Origin of the sequence: Aeromonas sp. TW 6 (assembly GCF_013168745.1) — a bacterium.
Taxonomy (GTDB): Bacteria; Pseudomonadota; Gammaproteobacteria; order Enterobacterales; family Aeromonadaceae; genus Aeromonas; species Aeromonas caviae.
This window is the reverse complement of the sequence record NZ_JABERS010000005.1, coordinates 18,972-36,357: the sequence shown is the minus strand read 5'-3', so window position 1 is coordinate 36,357 and position 17,386 is coordinate 18,972. Positions and strand designations below refer to the sequence as shown.

The following is a 17,386-nucleotide window of genomic DNA, read 5'->3' as shown; positions in this document are numbered from 1 at the left end:
GGCTTGCTGAGGGAGCCAAGGCGCTGGCACAGCCAGCGCCTTTTCTTTATTATTCCCCATCATTTTCGAATTCAAGATGCATCGCCATGGCAAAAGCCCTCTCTCTGATGCTTGCCCAGTTAAATCTGACGGTAGGCGCCATCGAAGATAACTGTGACAAGGTACTGGCGGCAGCAGCCCTGGCCGATCAGCAAGGGGCCGATCTGCTGGTTTGCTCCGAGCTGGCCCTGACAGGATACCCGCCTGAGGATCTGCTGTTGCGCGCCGACCTGATGATCCGGGTCGAGGCCGCTCTGTCCCGCATCGCGGCATGGCAGGGACAATGTGCCATTCTGGTGGGCCATCCCTGGTGCGAAGAGGGGGCGCTTTACAATACGGCGTCTCTCTATGAGCGCGGACAACTGCGGGCACGTTATTTCAAACAGGACTTGCCCAACTACGGGGTGTTCGACGAGAAGCGCTACTTCACTGCGGCGACCGATACCTGTGTGGTGCCATTCCGTGGCCATCAGCTGGGTTTGCTCATCTGCGAAGATCTCTGGCAGCCGGGTCCGGCGCTGGCCGCCAAGGCGGCGGGGGCCGAGCTGCTGCTCACCATCAATGCCTCTCCTTATGATCAGGAAAAACCCTGGATCCGCCGCGAACTGATGGCGGAACGCTGCGATCAGACCGGCCTGCCGCTCATCTACCTCAACCAGGTATGCGGCCAGGACGAGCTGATCTTCGACGGCTGCTCCAAAGTGTTCAACAGCCAGGGCGAGCTGACCCACAAGCTTGCTCCGTTTGCCGAAGAGCTGGCGCTGGTGCGCTTTGCTGATGGTCAGCCGGTGAAGGAGCGGGAACCCGCCGCGCCGCTGGAGCCGTTGGCCGAGACCTATCAGGCCCTGGTGCTGGCGGTGCGCGACTATGTCACCAAGAACGGTTTTCAGGGCGCCGTGCTGGGCCTCTCCGGTGGTATCGACTCGGCGCTGACCCTGGCCATTGCGGCCGACGCCATCGGGGCGGACAAGGTGCAGGCGGTGATGATGCCGTTCCGCTACACCGCCCAAATGAGCGTGGAGGATGCCAAGGAGCAGGCCGAGCGGATGAGGGTGGAGTTCAACATCATCTCCATCGAACCCATGTTCGAAGGCTTCATGACCCAGCTGGCTCCTCTGTTTGAGGGGACAACCCGCGACACCACCGAAGAGAACCTGCAGGCCCGCTGCCGCGGTGTGCTCTTGATGGCGCTGTCCAACAAGCGCCGCCGTATCGTGCTGACCACTGGCAACAAGAGCGAGATGGCTGTGGGATACGCCACGCTGTATGGCGACATGGCGGGTGGCTTTGATGTGCTCAAGGACGTCCCCAAGACCCTGGTCTTCAAGCTGTGCGAATATCGCAACAGCGTGGAGTACGTGATCCCGCAGCGGGTCATCGATCGTCCCCCGTCGGCCGAGCTGGCACCGGATCAGGTGGACCAGGACAGCCTGCCCCCCTATGACATCCTGGATGCCATCCTCAAGCGCTACGTGGAAGAGGATGCGTCTGTCGCCGACATGGTGGCGGAAGGTTTCGAAGAGGCGGTGGTACGCAAGGTGATCCGCCTGGTGGATCTCAACGAATACAAGCGCCGTCAGGCCGCCGTCGGCCCCCGCATCACGGCCCGCAACTTTGGTAAGGACCGCCGCTATCCCATCACGTCCGGGTTCGGCAAACAGAACTGGTAAGGAGTCACCATGAAGAAGATTGAAGCCATCATCAAACCGTTCAAGCTGGACGATGTGCGCGAGGCCCTGGCCGAGATCGGCATCAACGGCATGACAGTGTCCGAGGTCAAGGGGTTCGGCCGCCAGAAGGGCCATACCGAGCTCTATCGCGGTGCCGAGTACATGGTCGACTTCCTGCCCAAGGTCAAGGTGGAGCTGGTGGTGCAGGACGAGGATCTCGATGCCTGCCTGGAAGCCATTCAGAACACAGCGCGTACCGGCAAGATCGGCGATGGCAAGATCTTCGTCTGCGAGGTGGAACGCGTCATTCGTATTCGTACTGGTGAAGAGAACGAAGACGCGATCTGATGTGGTGGATGTGCCCTGTGATGAACAGCAAGAGTCTGTTGCCCTGATGTCGTTGTACCGTATCGGGGTCGTGGCGGCGTGCTTGATGGCACTCACCGCGTGCAGTACCCGGCCGCCGGCACAGCCGGAAAACCTGTGCCAGATCTTTCGGGAGAAACCCGAATGGCACGAGGCGGCGCTCAAGATGAACGAGAAGTGGGGGACACCTGTCCAGGTAGTGATGGCCATGATGTACCAGGAGTCCTCCTTCGTGCACGATGCCCAGCCGCCGATGCAGTATTTCCTCTTCATCCCCACCGGGCGGGCCAGTTCAGCCTACGGCTATGCCCAGGTGAAAGACGAAACCTGGGCCGACTACCAGCGGGAAACCGGCAACGGCTGGAGCGATCGCGACGACTTTGCCGACGCCATCGATTTCATGGGCTGGTACACTCACAAGGCACAGCGGCTCAACGGCACGTCCAAGTGGGATGCCTATGGCCAGTATCTCAATTATCACGAAGGCTGGGGGGGCTACCGACGTGGCAGCTACCGCAGCAAGGGATGGCTGATGAAGGTCTCCCGCAAGGTGGAGGCCCGTGCCCAGCGCTACGGTGCCCAGTATCGACAATGCAAGGATCAGCTCTCCAGCGGGGGCTGGTTCTGGTAACCAAATCAGGAGTCAGAAATGCCGTTATTGGACAGTTTTACCGTCGACCATACCCGCATGGCCGCCCCGGCAGTGCGGGTGGCGAAGACCATGCAGACCCCGAACAAGGACACCATCACCGTGTTCGACCTGCGTTTCTGCGTGCCGAACGAGGAGATCCTCTCCGAGCGCGGCATCCATACTCTGGAGCATCTGTTTGCCGGCTTCATGCGTGACCACCTCAATGGGAATGGGGTGGAGATCATCGACATCTCTCCCATGGGTTGCCGCACCGGCTTCTACATGAGTCTGATCGGTGCGCCGGATGAAGCCCGTGTTGGCGCTGCCTGGCAGGCCGCCATGAGCGACGTGCTGACCGTGCAGGATCAGGGCAAGATCCCCGAGCTGAACGAATACCAGTGCGGTACTTACAGCATGCACTCGCTGGAAGAGGCCCATGCCATCGCCCGCCATGTGCTGGAGCGCGGTATCGGTGTCAACCACAATGACGAGCTGGCCCTGCCGGAAGAGAAGCTGAAAAGCCTCTGATCCCGAGAAGGGAAGCATGAAAAAGGCCGGTCAATGACCGGCCTTTTTGCATCTGGTGGGATCAGGAGGGCAGTGGCATCACCCGATTGCGTCCCAGCTCCTTGGCCTTGTAGAGCAGCTTGTCGGTACGCTCGATCAGGGTGTCTGCCGTCTCCTGGGGGATGTATTCCCCCACGCCGAACGAGGCGGTGATGTGATCGATGCGTCGCCCGGATTTGCGATCCAGAATCGACATCCGCTCGATGACGCGACGCAGGCTCTCGGCCATCTGGCGGGTCAGCGCCAGGGCGCGGTTTGGCACCAAGAGGGCAAACTCCTCACCCCCCAGACGATAGGCGGTTATGCCCTCCTTGCTGGCCTCTCGCAGGCGCTTGCCGACGATGCGCAGCACCTGGTCCCCCAGCAGATGTCCGTATTCGTCGTTGAAGTTCTTGAAGCGATCGATATCGGTCAGGATCAGGGAGAAGGGTTGCTTGCTACGGATGAGGCTGTCCATCTCGAGATCGAAGGCGCGTCGATTGAGCAGAGACGTGAGCGGGTCCTCGGTGGCCAGCTTCCTCGTCTCGTTCAGGGCCTGTTTCAGCTCCTTTATCTCTTTCTCGGCGCTGCTGAGCTGGTTGCGAAAGTGGAGGGTGGACATGCGTACGTCACGCGACTCGCGCACGAGATCCCGCAGGATCCCCATGGTGTCTTCCAGGCTGAGCCCCTCGTCGTCTATCTTGCTCAGCTTGTCGAAACTCTTGTCGAGCATCTCCTGAAACAGCCCGGTATCGGAGATGGCATCCTGCATCGAGTGACTCAGCTCGCTGGCCATGGCCGCCAGATTGAGTTTCATCGCCTCGATCTGCTGCTCGTCCTGAGCCGCAAGGTGCTGGTGGTAGAGACGCTCACAGGTGGTCAGGGAGAAGGTCCCCTGTTGTTTTATCGCCTGATCGACGGCATGGTTGAGTTCGGGCATGTCGCCGGAGACATAGCTGTACCAAAGGTGATAGTTGTTCGGCGTGGTGGGAATTTGATACTTGATCATCAGGGGAACCGCCTGTTTCAAATAGGCGGCAGATTGGGCGAACGAGTCCTTGCTCATGAGTTCCGAGTCTCACATACCTGCAAACTGTGTCCAGTATGACAGAGAGAATGGCCAAAAGGCAGTCGATGGATGCCATTAGCTCCCCCCTCCGATATAATGTCTGCGTTATTACCTACCCTAAGGCCTGCTTATGTCTCAAAAAGATCCTTTCCTCCAACGCGAGGCCGAAAAATACGAAAACCCCATCGCCAGTCGCGAGATGCTGCTGGAGCTCATCAAGGGCCATGAGAAACCCATGTCCCGGGAAGAGCTGGCCAAGGTCCTCAAGCTGACCGATGAAGAGCCGTTGGAAGCCTTGCGACGTCGTCTGCGCGCCATGGAGCGCGACGGGCAGCTCGTGTTCACCCGCAACCAATGTTACGCCCTGCCGGATCGCCTGAATCTGGTCAAAGGCTATGTGCTTGGCCACAAAGATGGATTCGGTTTTCTGCGCCCCGAGGGTGGTGGAGCGGATCTCTTCCTGAACAACCGCGAGATGCAGCGCCTGATGCATGGCGACTATGCCCTGGTGCAGCCGACCGAGATCGATCGCAAGGGTCGTCAGGAAGCGCGTCTGGTGCGCCTGCTCAAATCCCGCGAGGCGGACATCGTCGGTCGTTACTTCGTCGAGAACGGCGTCGGTTTCGTGGTACCCGATGACAGCCGCATTGGCCAGGACATCATCATCCCGGAAGGGGAGAACAAGGGGGCTCGCCAGAGCCAGGTCGTGGTCGTGCGCATCAACCAGCGCGCCACTGCCCGCTTCAATGCGGTCGGTACCGTCTTGGAAGTCCTGGGTGAGAACATGGCGCCCGGTATGGAGATCGAGATCGCCCTGCGTACCCACGGCATTCCGCACACCTGGCCGGAAGAGGTGACCAAAGAGGTCGCCGGTCTCGGCGAGCAGGTGCCGGAGAAGGCCAAAGAGGGTCGCATCGACCTGCGCGCCCTGCCGCTGGTGACCATCGACGGGGAAGATGCCCGTGACTTCGATGACGCCGTCTTCTGTGAAGCCAAGCGCGGAGGCGGCTGGCGCCTGTGGGTCGCTATTGCCGACGTTTCTGCCTATGTGAAACCGGGCACGGCCCTCGACACCGAAGCCTATCAGCGCGGCAACTCGGTCTATTTCCCCGAGTTCGTGGTGCCCATGCTGCCGGAGGTGCTCTCCAACGGTCTGTGTTCCCTGAACCCGCAGGTCGACCGGCTCTGCATGGTGTGCGAGATGACCATCTCCGCCGCCGGTCGCATGTCCGGCTACAAGTTCTACGAAGCGGTAATGAACTCCCACGCTCGCCTGACCTACACCAAGGTAGCGGCGATCCTGGACGGGGATCCCAAGCTGCGTCAGCAGTATGATCCGCTGGTGGGCCACATCGAGGAGCTGAGCAACCTCTACAAGGCGCTCAAGCATGCCCGTCATCAACGCGGTGCGGTGGAGTTCGAAAGCGAGGAGACCCGCTTCATCTTCAACGCCCAGCGCAAGATCGACCGTATCGTACCGCTGGTGCGCAATGACGCCCACAAGATCATCGAAGAGTGCATGATCCAGGCGAACGTGGCAGCCGCCCGCTACATCGAGAAGAACGAGGCCGCCGCCCTGTTCCGGGTGCACGACCGTCCGGGCGAGGAGCGTCTGACCGGCTTCCGTGACTTCCTGGCCGAACTGGGTCTGGAGCTCAAGGGGGGCCTGGAGCCCGAGCCGAAGGACTTTGCCGACCTGGCCGCCAAATTCGAAGGGCGCCCGGATGCGGAACTGCTCTCCACCATGCTGCTGCGCTCCATGCGTCAGGCCATCTATCAGGCCGACAACATCGGTCACTTCGGCTTGGCCCTGAAGTCCTACGCTCACTTCACCTCGCCGATCCGTCGCTACCCGGATCTCATCCTGCACCGGGCGATCAAGTACCAGACCGCCAAGGAGCAGCAGGGCAACCTGCGTCACAAGTGGACTCCGAGCGGTGGCTACCACTACCAGCTGGAAGAAGTGGACCCCATGGGCGAGCACTGCTCCATGACGGAGCGCCGTGCCGATGATGCCACCCGCGACGTGGCAGACTGGCTCAAGTGCGAGTACATGCTGGATCACGTGGGTGACGAGTTTGACGGCGTCATCGCCAGCGTCACCGGTTTTGGTTTCTTCGTGCGTCTGGCGGAGATCCACATCGACGGTCTGGTGCACGTCAGCACCCTCACCAACGACTACTACCAGTTCGACCCCCTGCACCAGCAGCTGATCGGCGAGAACTTCCGCCGTCGCTACCGTTTAGGCGACAAGGTGCGGGTCAAGGTGATGGGCGTGAACCTGGACGATCGCAAGATCGACTTCGTGATGGTGGAAGAGCCCCTCAAGGCCACCGGCAAGAACGCCAAGGAGATGGCGCGCAAGCAGGCCGAGATCAAGAAAGAGAAGGCCAAGAGCGCCCAGCGCCACGAGAAACGCAAAGAGGGCAAGGAGAGCGGCAAATCCGACAAGGGTGGCCGTGCCAAGCCCAGCAACAGACGACCGAGCAAAAAGGCTCGCGACAAGGCCAAGAGCACTAAATGAGTACTGAACTGATCTACGGCATTCACGCCGTCTCCGCGCTGCTGGAGCGTACCCCCGAGCGCTTCATCGAGGTGTGGGCTCTCAAGGGCCGCGATGACGAGCGGCTGCATCCCCTGCTGGCCGAGCTGGAGTCCCTCGGTATCAGGGTGCAGAGCGTGAACCGCAAGACGCTGGATGACAAGGCGGAAGGCAACAATCACCAGGGCATCATGGCCAAGGTGATTGAAGCGCCCAAGCTGGCCGAGCACGACCTGGCCAGCCTGCTGGACGGTCTGGCGGCGCAAGAGACAGCGCCCTTCCTGCTGGTACTGGACGGGGTGACCGATCCGCACAATCTCGGCGCCTGTCTGCGCAGTGCCGATGCGGCCGGGGTGCATGCGGTGATCGTGCCGCGGGACAAGGCCACAGGCCTCACGTCCGTGGTGCGCAAGGTCGCCTGTGGCGCCGCCGAAGTGGTGCCGCTCATCCAGGTCACCAACCTGGCCCGCAGCCTGCGCGAGCTGCAGGAGCGCGGCGTCTGGATCGTGGGTACCGCCGGTGAGGCGGATCACGATCTCTATCAGGCCAAACTCACCGGCCCCATGGCGCTGGTGATGGGGGCCGAAGGCAAGGGGATGCGCCGCCTGACCCGCGAACATTGCGACGAGCTGGTGAGCATCCCGATGGCGGGGGCAGTATCCAGCCTCAACGTCTCGGTGGCGAGCGGTGTCTGCCTGTTCGAAGCCGTGCGCCAGCGCCGCGTCTGACAAGACGATGACCGACAGACCCCCCTTTGTCTGGGAACGGGTTGCAGATGAGCAGGAGGCCGAGCGCCTCCTCTCTTTTGTCCGCTCCCTGACCTTGCCCCCTCGCACCTGCCTCTGGCATGCCGGTGACAGTCCGGCGCTGCTGGTCAGAGTGGAGGAGGGGTTGCTGCGGGCCAGGGTGGTGCTGGCGGATGGCCGCGAGTACATCAAGGAGTTCTATTGGGAGGGGGACGAGTTTCTCGACTTCCACCACCTGCTCAGTGGTGAGCCCGCCCGCTACAGCGTGGAGGCGCTGGAGCCTTGCCGGCTGCAGCTTCTTCCGCTGGCGGATCTGCGCCGACTCCCTTGCTGGCCCGCCTGGTATCACCATCTCCTTGAAGTGCAACTGCGCATCAAGGAGGAGAAAGAGTTGTTGCTGCTGACCGGGGGCCCAGAGGCGCGCTATCAGCATTTTCTGCGAAGCTTCCCCGCGCTGGATGCCAGGGTTCCGGATCACCAGATTGCCGCCTATCTGGGGATCACCCCCATCAGCCTGAGCCGCATCCGCAGGCGGCTGAAAACGCGCGATCAGGGTTGAGCCAGAAGGGATTGCCGATGAACCTGGGCAGAGATCGGCTCTTTGCTGGCCATGTCCGCATTGGATGAGAAGGGGGGCAACTTAACCAAGGTTAATGCCCCTCGTCGGGGGCAAGATTATGCTGTCAGACCCCATTAAACAGGAGTCATTCATGAACTGGAGTATGAAATCCTGGTCCGAGCTGACCACGGATGAATTGTATGAGCTGCTTGCCCTGCGCGCCGAGGTGTTCGTGGTGGAGCAGACCTGTCCCTTCCAGGATCTGGACGGTCTGGATCGCCGTGACGGCGTGCTGCATCTGCTCGGTCGTGAGGGTGCTCACCTGGCGGCCTATGCCCGCATCATGGCACCCGGCATTGGTGATGACAGCGGCGCCGCCATCGGCCGCGTGGTCACCTCTCCCAAGTTGCGGGGGGGCGGACTGGGTCACCGCCTGCTGGCGCAAGCGGTCAGAGAGTGCGAGACACGCTGGCCTGCACACAGCATCTGGCTCGGTGCACAGGCCCACCTGCAAGGTTTTTACGGCCAGCATGGTTTCGTGGCCGAAGGGGAAGGGTATCTGGAAGATGACATCCCTCACATGGGGATGCGAAGGGAGCCTGCCTGACGCCGTCAGGCGCCAGGAAAGGGGCAAGTGGCCCCTCACCCGTGGTGCATCGCATGGTTTTTTGCTACCCCGTGGCCATGTGGTCGTCAGCCCGGGGTGAGATACCGCCGCGCTGATCTGCCTGCGGTCTCTCTGTCGGGACACCGCCCCGGTCAGGGCGGTGCGGCATCAGGAGGGCTGGGGTGGTTCAGGGGGTGACCCGGGTGGTGAGGGTAAATCCCTCTTCACTGGAGGCCAGCGTCACCTGAACCTGGCCCAACTCGGTCAGAGTGCCCACATGGGTGCCGCCACAGGGAATGGTGATCTCCCGACCGTCCACCATGCCATGCCAGTAGCGGGAATCGATGATGGCATCACCGGCCCGGCTGCGGCGGATCTCGCCTCCTTCTTTGAGCCAGCGCATCAGCTGCTCGTTGACCTGGATCGCTATCCTGTCGAGGTCGGCCAGCAGTGCCTCGCTGTTAATTCCCTTTTTTCGAAGGCTCTTGCCGATCCGGTACTGCTCCTTTGATCCTCTGGGCTCGACCCGGGAGTGCTGGGTGGCGAGGCGGTCGAAATCCGGCTGCCCGAGAGCGTCCAGCTCGCTTGTCTCCTTTCGCCAATAGGGCGTGAGCGCCCGATTGAGGGCCAGTGCCACCAGGTGGCAGGCGCTGTGGCCCAGGCTCAGGGCATGGCGTGCCTCGGCATCCACTGTCAGTTCCACAGGCGAGCCAATGGCAAGGTGATGGGAACCGGCGAGGGGATGCACCACCACGAAAGCCCACCCATCCACCCCTCGCTTGACCGGAATCTCCGTATCCACGAACAGCTCGCCCTCGGGACTGATGGCGCCCATGCGGCAGGGGCCCACGGCCGCTTCCCCCCCTTCCCAGCGCACAGTGCCCACGTCACCGGGTTGATCGGGCCAGAGGTGGCTCTGGGGATGAAAGGGGGTGAGGTCGGTGACCAGCAGGGTCGGATCCCCCTGTTTGCAACAGACGACGCTGGCCTGTTCCTGATGGTGGCCCAGTACGAAGCTGGCTCGGGTATGTTCCATGGCAGGGCTCCCGCAACGAGATGATGAGAAGGGAAAGGGGCAGCATACGCGAAAGTGCGAAAAGGCTCATCAACCCGGGTCAATGAGCCTCAAGATGGCGTTAGAGGGTGGTGACCAGCAGATAGGCATTGAGGCCGATCACCAGGGCGACGATGAGGCGCCCTACGGCCTGGGTGACGGGGTGATTGCGATGTGCCCCCATCAGGGCGCGATCACCGGTCAGGATCAGCAGCGGAATAAGGGCGAGGGCGATGCCGAAGCTCAGCACTACCTGGCTCAACACCAGGATTTCAGTGGTGTTGAGACCCATGGCGATCACCACGAAGGCGGGAGCCATGGTGATGGCTCGGCGCAGCCAGAGCGGAATGGTGAAGCGCACGAAGCCCTGCATCACCACTTGCCCCGCCAGCGTTCCCACCACGGTGGAGGAGATGCCGGAGGCGACCAGGGAGAGGCCGAACAGGGTGGCGGCTGCCGGTCCCAGCAGGGGCGTGAGGGTCTGGTAGGCCGATTCCAGCTCGGCTACCTGCTGGTTGCCGGAGCTGTGGAAGGCGGCAGCCGCCATGGCCATCATGGCCAGGTTGACGAAGCCGGCGATGGTCATGGCGATGGCCACGTCGACCCGGGTGCTGTGCAGTCGCTGGGTCACCGTGCCCTGCTCCTGGGTGTGCTGGGTCAGGGCCGAGTGGAGATAGATGACATGGGGCATCACGGTGGCACCAAGCACGCCGGCGGCAAGATAGACAGCATCACCATTGGGGAGACCGGGGAAGAGTGCCCCTTCCAGCAGACTCGGCAGATGGGGGCGCGAGAAGATCAGCTCGACGATGTAGGCTGCGGCCACGAACAGCAGCAGGCCCCCCACCACGAACTCCAGCGGTTTCTGGCCGCGGGATTGCAGCATCAGGATCCCCCAGGTGACCACGGCGGTGATGCCGGCCCCTTCCAGCAGGGTGACCCCGAGCAGCAGCTTGAAGCCGACCGCAGCACCGATGAATTCCGCCAGATCGGTGGCCATGGCGATGATCTCGGCCTGCACCCAATAGGCCCAGACTGCGGGCCTGGGCAGACGATCACGAATGTGTTCCGCCAGGTTCTTGCCAGTGACGATACCGAGCTTGGCCGAGAGGGTCTGCACCAGCATGGCCATCAGATTGGCCCACACCACTACCCACAGCAGTTGATAGCCGAAGGTGGAGCCGGCCTGGATGTTGGTCGCAAAATTGCCCGGGTCGATATAACCGATGGCGGCGATGAAGGCGGGGCCGAGCAGGGTCAGCTTGAATTTGCGGGCCGGGATGGCCGTGGTGAGCACAGGTTGCATACTGTCATCCTCCGTGGGGATATGAGGAGAGTATGGATCTAAATGATAATTGTTATCAATTAAAGTTTTGTATCGGGCTCATCGAGAAAAACATCTTGCTTCGCCAGTTGCAGTGGGAGAGGTGATTTCGTACAATACGCCGCCCTAGAAAGCAGCGTCTAAACATCACTATGTTCCTTGCCTCCGAGGTCTGGCTGCACCTGGGCGGAGGCTGAATTAATCCGTAAGGAGCTAAAATGCGTCATTACGAAATCGTCTTCATGGTTCATCCGGACCAGAGCGAGCAAGTACCTGGCATGATCGAGCGTTACACCGGCGCTATCACCACCGCTGGTGGTACCATTCATCGCCTGGAAGATTGGGGCCGTCGTCAACTGGCTTACCCGATCGACAAGCTGCACAAGGCTCACTACGTTCTGATGAACGTAGAAGCTGAACAGGCCGTTATCGATGAGCTGGAAACCAACTTCCGCTTCAACGATGCCGTTATCCGCAACATGATCATGCGCACCAAGCACGCCGTGACTGAAGTTTCTCCGATGGCCAAGGCCAAGGAAGAGCGCTTCACCCGTCGTGACGACGAGCGTCGCGAAGATGCTGTTGAAGCGTCTTCCGAAGAGTAATTCTTAGATCACCGCATTAGAGGATAAAGGCCATGGCACGTTATTTCCGTCGTCGTAAGTTCTGCCGCTTCACCGCCGAGAACGTTACCGAGATCGACTACAAAGATATCGTTACTCTGAAAAACTACGTCACTGAATCTGGCAAGATCGTACCGAGCCGTATCACCGGTACCCGCGCCAAGTATCAGCGTCAGCTGGCACGCGCCATCAAGCGTGCTCGTTACCTGGCTCTGCTGCCGTACACCGATCTGCACAACAAGTAAGAATCGGCCCGGCGCTTACGCCTAACTCAACGAAATTTATAGAGGAAAGGTAATGCAAGTTATCCTGCTCGATAAGATCGCCAAACTGGGCGGTCTGGGTGACCAAGTTTCCGTAAAAGCTGGTTATGCCCGTAACTACCTGATCCCGCAAGGCAAAGCTGTTATGGCCACCAAGGCCAACATCGAAGCCTTCGGTGCTCGTCGCGCTGAGCTGGAAGCCAAACTGGCTGCCAACAAGGCTGCTGCCGAAGAGCGCGCTGCCAAGCTGGGTGAGCTGGCTGCCGTTGTCATCGCCTCCAAGTCTGGCGACGAAGGCAAGCTGTTCGGTTCCATCGGTACCCGTGACGTGGCTGAAGCCATCACTGCTGCCGGCGTAGCCGTTGCCAAGAGCGAAGTCCGCATGGGCAACGTTCTGCGTAACACCGGTGAGTACGAAGTTGTTGTTCAGCTGCACGCTGACGTCAAAGCAACCGTACAAATCCAGGTTGTTGCTCTGTAATAGCGTTCCGCTCTTGCAGAAAAACCCGCGCACATGCGCGGGTTTTTTATTTTCAGATCAAGGGGTAAAGTGAAGGTCTGTTCCTCTGGAGGAGAACCTTTATGGCTGCCTGGGTTGAAGGTCGGGTCATCGAGCGCATCGAGTGGACACCCACCCTGCTCTCCCTGCGTGTGGAGGCGGAACTTGCCCCCTACAAGGCGGGTCAATTCACCAAGCTGGCCCTGGAGCAGGGCGAGCGTCGAGTCCAGCGTGCCTATTCCTTCGTCAATCCTCCCGGCACGCCCTATCACGAATTCTATCTGGTGGAGATCCCCGGCGGTGAGCTGAGTCCCTCTCTCGGTTCCCTGCAGGTGGGCGACGGCCTGCTGGTGCAGTCCCAGGCCACCGGTTTTCTGACCCTGGATGAGATTCCCCCGGGACGGGATCTCTGGCTGCTCTCAACCGGCACCGCCATCGGCCCCTTCCTCGCCATGCTGGCAGAAGGACAGGTCTTCGACCGCTTCGAGCATCTGGTGCTGGTACATGGGGTGAGAAAAGGGGAAGAGCTCAGCTATCAGCCGCTTATCGCCAGTTTTGCCGAGCAGCATGGCGAGCGTTTTCGCTATGTTCCCTTCGTCAGTCGTGAGACCTGGCCGGGGGCGATGGCAGGGCGTATCCCGGCAGCCATCGTCGATGGCAGCTTGCAGGCAAGGGTGGGGCTGAACTTCTCCCCCGAGTTGAGCCAGGTGATGATCTGCGGCAACCCCGCCATGGTGAAAGAGACTCAGCAGACCCTGCTCGGGCTGGGGCTTGCCAAGAACCTGCGTCGCGCTCCCGGCAATATCAGCATGGAAAACTACTGGTAGGGGAAAAGATTCCAGGGGCCACAGGCCCCTCAACCATGTCCATGGGCATGCTGGTCAGTGTTTTTGGTGGCCGTTGCCGCCGTGCTTGTTCCTGGGCTTGTCATGGCCCTGACCCGGGTTGTTGCCACTGTGAATGCTGCGGTTGTAATGGTCGCGGTATTTGCCATCCATGTTGTCGCAGTTGAGCTGGATGCGGCTGGTCCGGGTGCTGACATCCAGGCAGTTGTGTTGCCACCACTCGTACTCCTTGTCGTCCCAATCCAGGCTTACCCGGCCCCGGTCGGTGGAGATCCGGATGTCGTCATCGTGTTTGGAAGGGGGGCAGCAAAGGCCATTCCCTGAACCAGAAGCAGGGAGAGCAGCAGTGCGCCGTGGGAAGTCATGGTCATGTGGGTCATCGTATCAAGGCTCCTGTCAGGGGGATCATTGATCCGGTTGCGTGCTGATCTGGTTGGTGCTGGGGGGCTGGTTGCGCTGCGGCTCGTCCTCCAGATTGAGGTTGACCCTCTTGCAGTCGGCGGCGGCCGTGTCACCGCTCCCGAGATCGAAGCAGTTGCTCTGGGACCAGTCAAACTGCGTGTCATTCCAGTCCAGATTGAAGGTCAGCGCATCCACGGAGAAGGTCTGGCTCCCATCGTCCTGTGCCAGGGCGCTACCGGTGATCAGAAAAAGAGAGAGCAACAAAGCCGTCGTTCTGTTCATGATGTCCTCGAGTCGTGTTCGGTGGAAATGAGTGTAATGCGGCGGGCTTAACCCGAGCATAACCGCAGATGTCCTTCAGGTTCGGGGTCGATTGTAGTGTTTTTCTGCTGCCGATTTGCACGTTTTGGTCGCACTCTGGGCAGCTGATCGTCCATCGGCGGGAATTCGGGGATTTGCCCTTCTCTCCGGGGGAGTGGCGACTATAATCGGCAGCCAACTTTTCCTGCAGATGTTTCCCGTTTCATCATGACTACTCAGGCTTGCGCCGTATTGCGCTACCCCAAGGGATGGTTCGCCCTCACGACTGTCTACAGTTTTACCGGGCTGGCCATTCTGGCTTCCATCGTCTTCTCCCTGCTGCTGTTTCTCTCCATCGACGAAAACCCCCTGATGAAGTGGCTGTTCGGCGGGCTGGCCATCATCTTCGAGCTGGGCAAGTTCTACGTCTGGTACGAGTACGGCGAGTGCAAGGCGAGGCGGGATCTGGGCGGCGCCTTCTGGTCGCTGCTGTTCTACAGCGTGCTGGCCGCCATCTCCATCGGGGGCAGTATCGGCGGCATCAACAGCGCCACCAACACCATCCTGAGCCAGCAGGCGCGTCACGAGCGGGAGATAGCCCGTTTCGACGAGCAGATAGCCAGCATAGAGCGGCAGATCCAGCTCAACGAAGAGGCGGCCCGCAAATACATCGAGATGGCGCGTATCTCGAGCGGCGTCAGCGGTCTGCAGCAGGCCAACACCAAGCTCAGGCTGCGTCAGGACGAGCTGCGCCAGGAGCGGGACGCCAAGCCGCTGGGGGAGCAGTCCTCCATGCTGGGGCTGATGAGCAGTCTGGCGGACGGGGTGGGCATGAGCATCGGCCAGGTGCAGTTCCTGCTGGTCTGCTTCCTGTCTATCCTGCTCGATGCATTTGGTGCCTTTTTCGTCAGCCTGATCGGTGAGGAGAACCGCTTCCGCCGTCAATGGATGTGGCAACGGGAGAAGGCGCAAGCCGAGGCCCGGGTCGCAGCGTCGACCCCGGAGCCGTCAGCGCTCAGCAGACCGGTGCCCGAGCCAGCCGTGGTCGCCCAGGTGCGCGGCGCGCTGGAGAGCGGCGAGCTCAAATGCAGCAAACGCAAGGTGGCAGAGGCATTGTCACTGTCTCTGGAGGAGGTGGACCGGGTGTTCCAGCATCTGCTGGCGCAGGGCGTGCTGGGGCAGGGTAGCAATCGTCACTACCATCTTCGTGCCGAGCAGGGGTGAATCCGGCTCAGTCGAACCAGATAAGACCCTCATAGGGTTGCTGTCTGAGGGAGGCGAGCCGGCTATCCAGGTTGCCTGCATGGATTTCCAGCCGGTGCCCGTCGGGATCCAGCAGATAGAGTGAATCCCCTTCGCTGCTGTTCTTCTTCCACTCCACGACGCCCGCCGCGCGCAGACGGGCGCAGAAGGCTGAAAACTGTTCAGGCGAGATGCCAAACGCGACATGACTGTAATCTCTGGCCGGTTGGGGAGGATCGCAGGAGAGACAGAGCCAGAGATCGCCGAGGGTGAGATAGGCTCCCCGTGCCCATCTCACCCTGGGGCGACATCCCAGCAAGTCGACATAAAAGGCAACGCTGCTGTCGAGATCGCCGGTTGCCAGCGTGAGATGGTTCAGTCCATGCAGCATCTTCTCTTCTTCCCCCTTGTCCCTGAACCCTAGTGAGTGAGCACCATCATCAGGCTGAGGAAGGCGGCAAGCCCGCCGCCGATGCCGATGATCCAGTAAAAGCCCTTGGCCCCCTGTTTGAGCGGGATGCGGAAGTAGAGCAGAAACGCCCACCACCCCAGGGCCAGCAACAGAGGAATAAGAAACATTCGAGCCATGGTGTCCTCGCTGTTATTCTGTTGACCCTTGATCAATCAACAGGATGGATTGTGCAATGACGCAGCTACAGATTACCGCATTCGGCGACCCCTCGGTACTCAGGCTCAACCCTTCCCTGGACAAGGTGCCCGCGGAGGGAGAGGTCCGGGTGCGCATCTGCTTTGCGGGGGTCAACCCCATCGATGCCAAGACCCGGGCCGGTCTCGGCTGGGCGGCCGCCCAGAACAAGGACAACCTGCCCTGGACGCCGGGTTATGACGTGGCCGGCGTGGTGGAAAAGGTGGGGCCCAGCGTGACCTCCCTGGCCGAGGGGGATCAGGTGTGCGGCATGGTGGGTTTCCCCCTCGCCGCCGGTGCATATGCCGAATCCGTGGTGGCCCGCGAGGAGGAGCTGGTCAAGCTCGATGGGGTGAGCCTCAGGCAGGGAGCGGCCCTACCGCTGGCGGGTCTCACCGCCTGGCAGGGGCTGCTGGAGCACGGTGGCCTGCAGTCGGGGCAACGGGTACTGATCCTGGCCGGTGCCGGTGGCGTCGGCCACCTGGCGGTGCAGTTTGCCGCCGCCTATGGTGCCCACGTGGTTGCCACGGCAAGCGGCGACAATCACAGCTTCCTTCATAGTCTCGGGGCGAGCCGGATGGTGGATTACCACCAGGCCGGGTGGTGCACCGAAGCGATCACCGATGGTCCGTTCGATCTGGTGCTGGATCTGGTGGGTGGCGAGAGCGGCAAGGCGGCGCTGGCCTGCGTCAAGCCGGGCGGCCGTCTGGTGACGGTCCCCACCATCACGGCCCAGCAGATCAAGGACGCGGGGGCCGAGCTTGGCGTCGAGGTTGTCGGCATGCTGGTCCATCCCGATCGAACGCAGCTGACCCAGATGCTGACGCTGCTTCGCCAGGGGGAGGTGAAGATCACTGTCTCCGGTGAATACACGCTGGCAGAAGGGGCGCTGGCCCATCAGGCCATCGAGCAGGGCCATGTGCGCGGCAAGCTGTTGCTGCGCATGTCCGCCGCAGACGGCCAGCCCGGATGATAGACTTCACCGGGATGGGGCTGGGAGGGCTGTTTCTGAGTGCCTTCACCTCCGCCACCCTGTTGCCCGGCAGCTCGGAAGTGCTGCTGGGCGCCATGGCGGTCAAGGGGGAGTGGAGCATGACCAGCCTGCTTTTCTGGGCGACGCTGGGCAATACCCTGGGTTCCATGACCACCTGGTGGCTCGGCTGGCTCGCCACCCACAAGAAAAAACCGGAAGATTTTCAAGGCCGTGGGGAACAAAAAGCCCTTGGTTGGCTCAAACGTCATGGCCACTGGTGTCTACTGCTTGCCTGGACGCCTGTGGTCGGCGATGGTCTCTGTCTGCTGGCTGGTTGGCTGCGCCTCTCCTTCTGGCGCTCCCTCATCTTGATCGGGCTCGGCAAATTGCTTCGTTATGCCCTGGTGTTTCTGCTGGCCAGTCAGATCTTCTAGCCCTTT

21 protein-coding genes and 1 pseudogene are annotated in these 17,386 nt (G+C 61.2%); 15 read left to right on the top strand and 7 right to left on the bottom strand.

Annotation, left to right across the window (positions count from 1 at the left end):
• Nucleotides 1-86 precede the first annotated feature (86 nt).
• Genes HKD46_RS03575 through luxS form a run of 4 tightly spaced genes read left to right on the top strand, consistent with a single transcriptional unit; the run spans nucleotide 87 to nucleotide 3,234 of the window.
• Nucleotides 87-1,709 (top strand): NAD+ synthase, encoded by a 1,623-nt coding sequence (locus tag HKD46_RS03575; RefSeq protein ID WP_171864921.1) that lies wholly within the window; start codon nucleotides 87-89, stop codon nucleotides 1,707-1,709.
• 9 nt (nucleotides 1,710-1,718) lie between these two features.
• On the top strand, nucleotides 1,719-2,057 hold the full coding sequence (gene glnB, locus HKD46_RS03570) for a nitrogen regulatory protein P-II (protein WP_005308848.1): 339 nt from the start codon (nucleotides 1,719-1,721) through the stop codon (nucleotides 2,055-2,057).
• A 46-nt stretch (nucleotides 2,058-2,103) separates the two neighbouring features.
• Nucleotides 2,104-2,706 (top strand): transglycosylase SLT domain-containing protein, encoded by a 603-nt coding sequence (locus HKD46_RS03565; protein WP_041214486.1) that lies wholly within the window; start codon nucleotides 2,104-2,106, stop codon nucleotides 2,704-2,706.
• An 18-nt stretch (nucleotides 2,707-2,724) separates the two neighbouring features.
• Entirely contained in the window at nucleotides 2,725-3,234 is a 510-nt protein-coding gene (gene luxS / locus HKD46_RS03560; RefSeq protein ID WP_010673112.1) for an S-ribosylhomocysteine lyase, read from the top strand.
• A 61-nt stretch (nucleotides 3,235-3,295) separates the two neighbouring features.
• Here the strand turns inward: luxS and HKD46_RS03555 are convergent, their stop codons facing one another.
• Entirely contained in the window at nucleotides 3,296-4,318 is a 1,023-nt protein-coding gene (locus HKD46_RS03555) for a GGDEF domain-containing protein (RefSeq protein ID WP_010673113.1), read from the bottom strand.
• Between the two features lie 133 nt (nucleotides 4,319-4,451).
• Between HKD46_RS03555 and rnr the strand changes: the two genes are divergently transcribed.
• From rnr to HKD46_RS03535, 4 genes are all read left to right on the top strand, one after another.
• Nucleotides 4,452-6,845, top strand: coding sequence for a ribonuclease R (rnr, locus tag HKD46_RS03550; protein ID WP_010673114.1), 2,394 nt, complete (start codon nucleotides 4,452-4,454; stop codon nucleotides 6,843-6,845).
• Nucleotides 6,842-7,591: a 23S rRNA (guanosine(2251)-2'-O)-methyltransferase RlmB gene (gene rlmB / locus HKD46_RS03545; protein ID WP_041214488.1), complete on the top strand. Its 750-nt coding sequence runs from the start codon at nucleotides 6,842-6,844 to the stop codon at nucleotides 7,589-7,591. Before rnr ends, rlmB begins: the two co-directional genes overlap by 4 nt.
• A gap of 7 nt (nucleotides 7,592-7,598) precedes the next feature.
• Entirely contained in the window at nucleotides 7,599-8,168 is a 570-nt protein-coding gene (locus HKD46_RS03540) for a Crp/Fnr family transcriptional regulator (RefSeq protein ID WP_171864920.1), read from the top strand.
• 151 nt (nucleotides 8,169-8,319) lie between these two features.
• The gene (locus HKD46_RS03535) at nucleotides 8,320-8,775 is read left to right on the top strand and encodes a GNAT family N-acetyltransferase (protein WP_171864919.1); all 456 of its coding nucleotides are present in this window, start codon (nucleotides 8,320-8,322) and stop codon (nucleotides 8,773-8,775) included.
• Nucleotides 8,776-8,962: 187 nt separating this feature from the next.
• Here HKD46_RS03535 and HKD46_RS03530 read toward each other — a convergent pair whose 3' ends face one another.
• Complete coding sequence (locus tag HKD46_RS03530; RefSeq protein WP_113978532.1) at nucleotides 8,963-9,811, bottom strand: hypothetical protein; 849 nt, start codon at nucleotides 9,809-9,811, stop codon at nucleotides 8,963-8,965.
• Nucleotides 9,812-9,911: 100 nt separating this feature from the next.
• Nucleotides 9,912-11,135 carry an Nramp family divalent metal transporter gene (locus HKD46_RS03525; protein WP_171864918.1) on the bottom strand — a complete coding sequence of 408 codons (1,224 nt, stop codon included), beginning with the start codon at nucleotides 11,133-11,135 and terminating at the stop codon, nucleotides 9,912-9,914.
• A gap of 236 nt (nucleotides 11,136-11,371) precedes the next feature.
• Here HKD46_RS03525 and rpsF point away from each other — a divergent pair, with 236 nt between their 5' ends.
• The 4 genes from rpsF to HKD46_RS03505 all read left to right on the top strand — a co-directional run bounded on the left by rpsF (nucleotide 11,372) and on the right by HKD46_RS03505 (nucleotide 13,365).
• Nucleotides 11,372-11,758, top strand: a complete 387-nt coding sequence (gene rpsF / locus HKD46_RS03520; RefSeq protein ID WP_005331771.1) for a 30S ribosomal protein S6 — start codon at nucleotides 11,372-11,374, stop codon at nucleotides 11,756-11,758.
• 32 nt (nucleotides 11,759-11,790) lie between these two features.
• The gene (rpsR, locus tag HKD46_RS03515; RefSeq protein ID WP_005313392.1) at nucleotides 11,791-12,021 is read left to right on the top strand and encodes a 30S ribosomal protein S18; all 231 of its coding nucleotides are present in this window, start codon (nucleotides 11,791-11,793) and stop codon (nucleotides 12,019-12,021) included.
• A gap of 52 nt (nucleotides 12,022-12,073) precedes the next feature.
• Nucleotides 12,074-12,520 carry a 50S ribosomal protein L9 gene (gene rplI / locus HKD46_RS03510; RefSeq protein ID WP_010673120.1) on the top strand — a complete coding sequence of 149 codons (447 nt, stop codon included), beginning with the start codon at nucleotides 12,074-12,076 and terminating at the stop codon, nucleotides 12,518-12,520.
• 101 nt (nucleotides 12,521-12,621) lie between these two features.
• Nucleotides 12,622-13,365, top strand: a complete 744-nt coding sequence (locus tag HKD46_RS03505; RefSeq protein WP_041210971.1) for a ferredoxin--NADP reductase — start codon at nucleotides 12,622-12,624, stop codon at nucleotides 13,363-13,365.
• A gap of 54 nt (nucleotides 13,366-13,419) precedes the next feature.
• On the opposite strand, the pseudogene HKD46_RS21280 reads toward HKD46_RS03505, so the two are convergent.
• Nucleotides 13,420-13,763, bottom strand: a pseudogene (locus tag HKD46_RS21280) (hypothetical protein).
• Between the two features lie 25 nt (nucleotides 13,764-13,788).
• Nucleotides 13,789-14,067, bottom strand: a complete 279-nt coding sequence (locus HKD46_RS03500) for a hypothetical protein (protein ID WP_171864917.1) — start codon at nucleotides 14,065-14,067, stop codon at nucleotides 13,789-13,791.
• Between the two features lie 246 nt (nucleotides 14,068-14,313).
• On the opposite strand from HKD46_RS03500, the gene HKD46_RS03495 reads away from it, so the two are divergent.
• Complete coding sequence (locus HKD46_RS03495; RefSeq protein ID WP_171864916.1) at nucleotides 14,314-15,309, top strand: Preprotein translocase subunit SecY; 996 nt, start codon at nucleotides 14,314-14,316, stop codon at nucleotides 15,307-15,309.
• Between the two features lie 7 nt (nucleotides 15,310-15,316).
• Here HKD46_RS03495 and fos read toward each other — a convergent pair whose 3' ends face one another.
• Both fos and HKD46_RS03485 read right to left on the bottom strand, forming a co-directional pair.
• Nucleotides 15,317-15,718 carry a fosfomycin resistance glutathione transferase gene (fos, locus tag HKD46_RS03490; RefSeq protein ID WP_171864915.1) on the bottom strand — a complete coding sequence of 134 codons (402 nt, stop codon included), beginning with the start codon at nucleotides 15,716-15,718 and terminating at the stop codon, nucleotides 15,317-15,319.
• Nucleotides 15,719-15,747: 29 nt separating this feature from the next.
• Entirely contained in the window at nucleotides 15,748-15,915 is a 168-nt protein-coding gene (locus HKD46_RS03485) for a hypothetical protein (protein ID WP_005308905.1), read from the bottom strand.
• A gap of 56 nt (nucleotides 15,916-15,971) precedes the next feature.
• Here HKD46_RS03485 and HKD46_RS03480 point away from each other — a divergent pair, with 56 nt between their 5' ends.
• Together HKD46_RS03480 and HKD46_RS03475 are read left to right on the top strand one after the other, a co-directional pair.
• Nucleotides 15,972-16,946: an NADP-dependent oxidoreductase gene (locus HKD46_RS03480; RefSeq protein WP_171864914.1), complete on the top strand. Its 975-nt coding sequence runs from the start codon at nucleotides 15,972-15,974 to the stop codon at nucleotides 16,944-16,946.
• Nucleotides 16,943-17,380 carry a YqaA family protein gene (locus HKD46_RS03475; RefSeq protein WP_029313803.1) on the top strand — a complete coding sequence of 146 codons (438 nt, stop codon included), beginning with the start codon at nucleotides 16,943-16,945 and terminating at the stop codon, nucleotides 17,378-17,380. The genes HKD46_RS03480 and HKD46_RS03475 overlap by 4 nt, the downstream gene beginning before the upstream one ends.
• Nucleotides 17,381-17,386 lie beyond the last annotated feature (6 nt).

What these genes read in the sequence shown, in the direction of transcription:
- HKD46_RS03575 (WP_171864921.1), top strand. Translation starts at nt 87, where the DNA reads ATGGCAAAAGCCCTCTCTCTGATGCTTGCCCAGTTAAATCTGACGGTA.
- glnB (WP_005308848.1), top strand. Translation starts at nt 1,719, where the DNA reads ATGAAGAAGATTGAAGCCATCATCAAACCGTTCAAGCTGGACGATGTG.
- HKD46_RS03565 (WP_041214486.1), top strand. Translation starts at nt 2,104, where the DNA reads ATGTCGTTGTACCGTATCGGGGTCGTGGCGGCGTGCTTGATGGCACTC.
- luxS (WP_010673112.1), top strand. Translation starts at nt 2,725, where the DNA reads ATGCCGTTATTGGACAGTTTTACCGTCGACCATACCCGCATGGCCGCC.
- HKD46_RS03555 (WP_010673113.1), bottom strand. Translation starts at nt 4,318, where the DNA reads ATGAGCAAGGACTCGTTCGCCCAATCTGCCGCCTATTTGAAACAGGCG.
- rnr (WP_010673114.1), top strand. Translation starts at nt 4,452, where the DNA reads ATGTCTCAAAAAGATCCTTTCCTCCAACGCGAGGCCGAAAAATACGAA.
- rlmB (WP_041214488.1), top strand. Translation starts at nt 6,842, where the DNA reads ATGAGTACTGAACTGATCTACGGCATTCACGCCGTCTCCGCGCTGCTG.
- HKD46_RS03540 (WP_171864920.1), top strand. Translation starts at nt 7,599, where the DNA reads ATGACCGACAGACCCCCCTTTGTCTGGGAACGGGTTGCAGATGAGCAG.
- HKD46_RS03535 (WP_171864919.1), top strand. Translation starts at nt 8,320, where the DNA reads ATGAACTGGAGTATGAAATCCTGGTCCGAGCTGACCACGGATGAATTG.
- HKD46_RS03530 (WP_113978532.1), bottom strand. Translation starts at nt 9,811, where the DNA reads ATGGAACATACCCGAGCCAGCTTCGTACTGGGCCACCATCAGGAACAG.
- HKD46_RS03525 (WP_171864918.1), bottom strand. Translation starts at nt 11,135, where the DNA reads ATGCAACCTGTGCTCACCACGGCCATCCCGGCCCGCAAATTCAAGCTG.
- rpsF (WP_005331771.1), top strand. Translation starts at nt 11,372, where the DNA reads ATGCGTCATTACGAAATCGTCTTCATGGTTCATCCGGACCAGAGCGAG.
- rpsR (WP_005313392.1), top strand. Translation starts at nt 11,791, where the DNA reads ATGGCACGTTATTTCCGTCGTCGTAAGTTCTGCCGCTTCACCGCCGAG.
- rplI (WP_010673120.1), top strand. Translation starts at nt 12,074, where the DNA reads ATGCAAGTTATCCTGCTCGATAAGATCGCCAAACTGGGCGGTCTGGGT.
- HKD46_RS03505 (WP_041210971.1), top strand. Translation starts at nt 12,622, where the DNA reads ATGGCTGCCTGGGTTGAAGGTCGGGTCATCGAGCGCATCGAGTGGACA.
- HKD46_RS03500 (WP_171864917.1), bottom strand. Translation starts at nt 14,067, where the DNA reads ATGAACAGAACGACGGCTTTGTTGCTCTCTCTTTTTCTGATCACCGGT.
- HKD46_RS03495 (WP_171864916.1), top strand. Translation starts at nt 14,314, where the DNA reads ATGACTACTCAGGCTTGCGCCGTATTGCGCTACCCCAAGGGATGGTTC.
- fos (WP_171864915.1), bottom strand. Translation starts at nt 15,718, where the DNA reads ATGCTGCATGGACTGAACCATCTCACGCTGGCAACCGGCGATCTCGAC.
- HKD46_RS03485 (WP_005308905.1), bottom strand. Translation starts at nt 15,915, where the DNA reads ATGGCTCGAATGTTTCTTATTCCTCTGTTGCTGGCCCTGGGGTGGTGG.
- HKD46_RS03480 (WP_171864914.1), top strand. Translation starts at nt 15,972, where the DNA reads ATGACGCAGCTACAGATTACCGCATTCGGCGACCCCTCGGTACTCAGG.
- HKD46_RS03475 (WP_029313803.1), top strand. Translation starts at nt 16,943, where the DNA reads ATGATAGACTTCACCGGGATGGGGCTGGGAGGGCTGTTTCTGAGTGCC.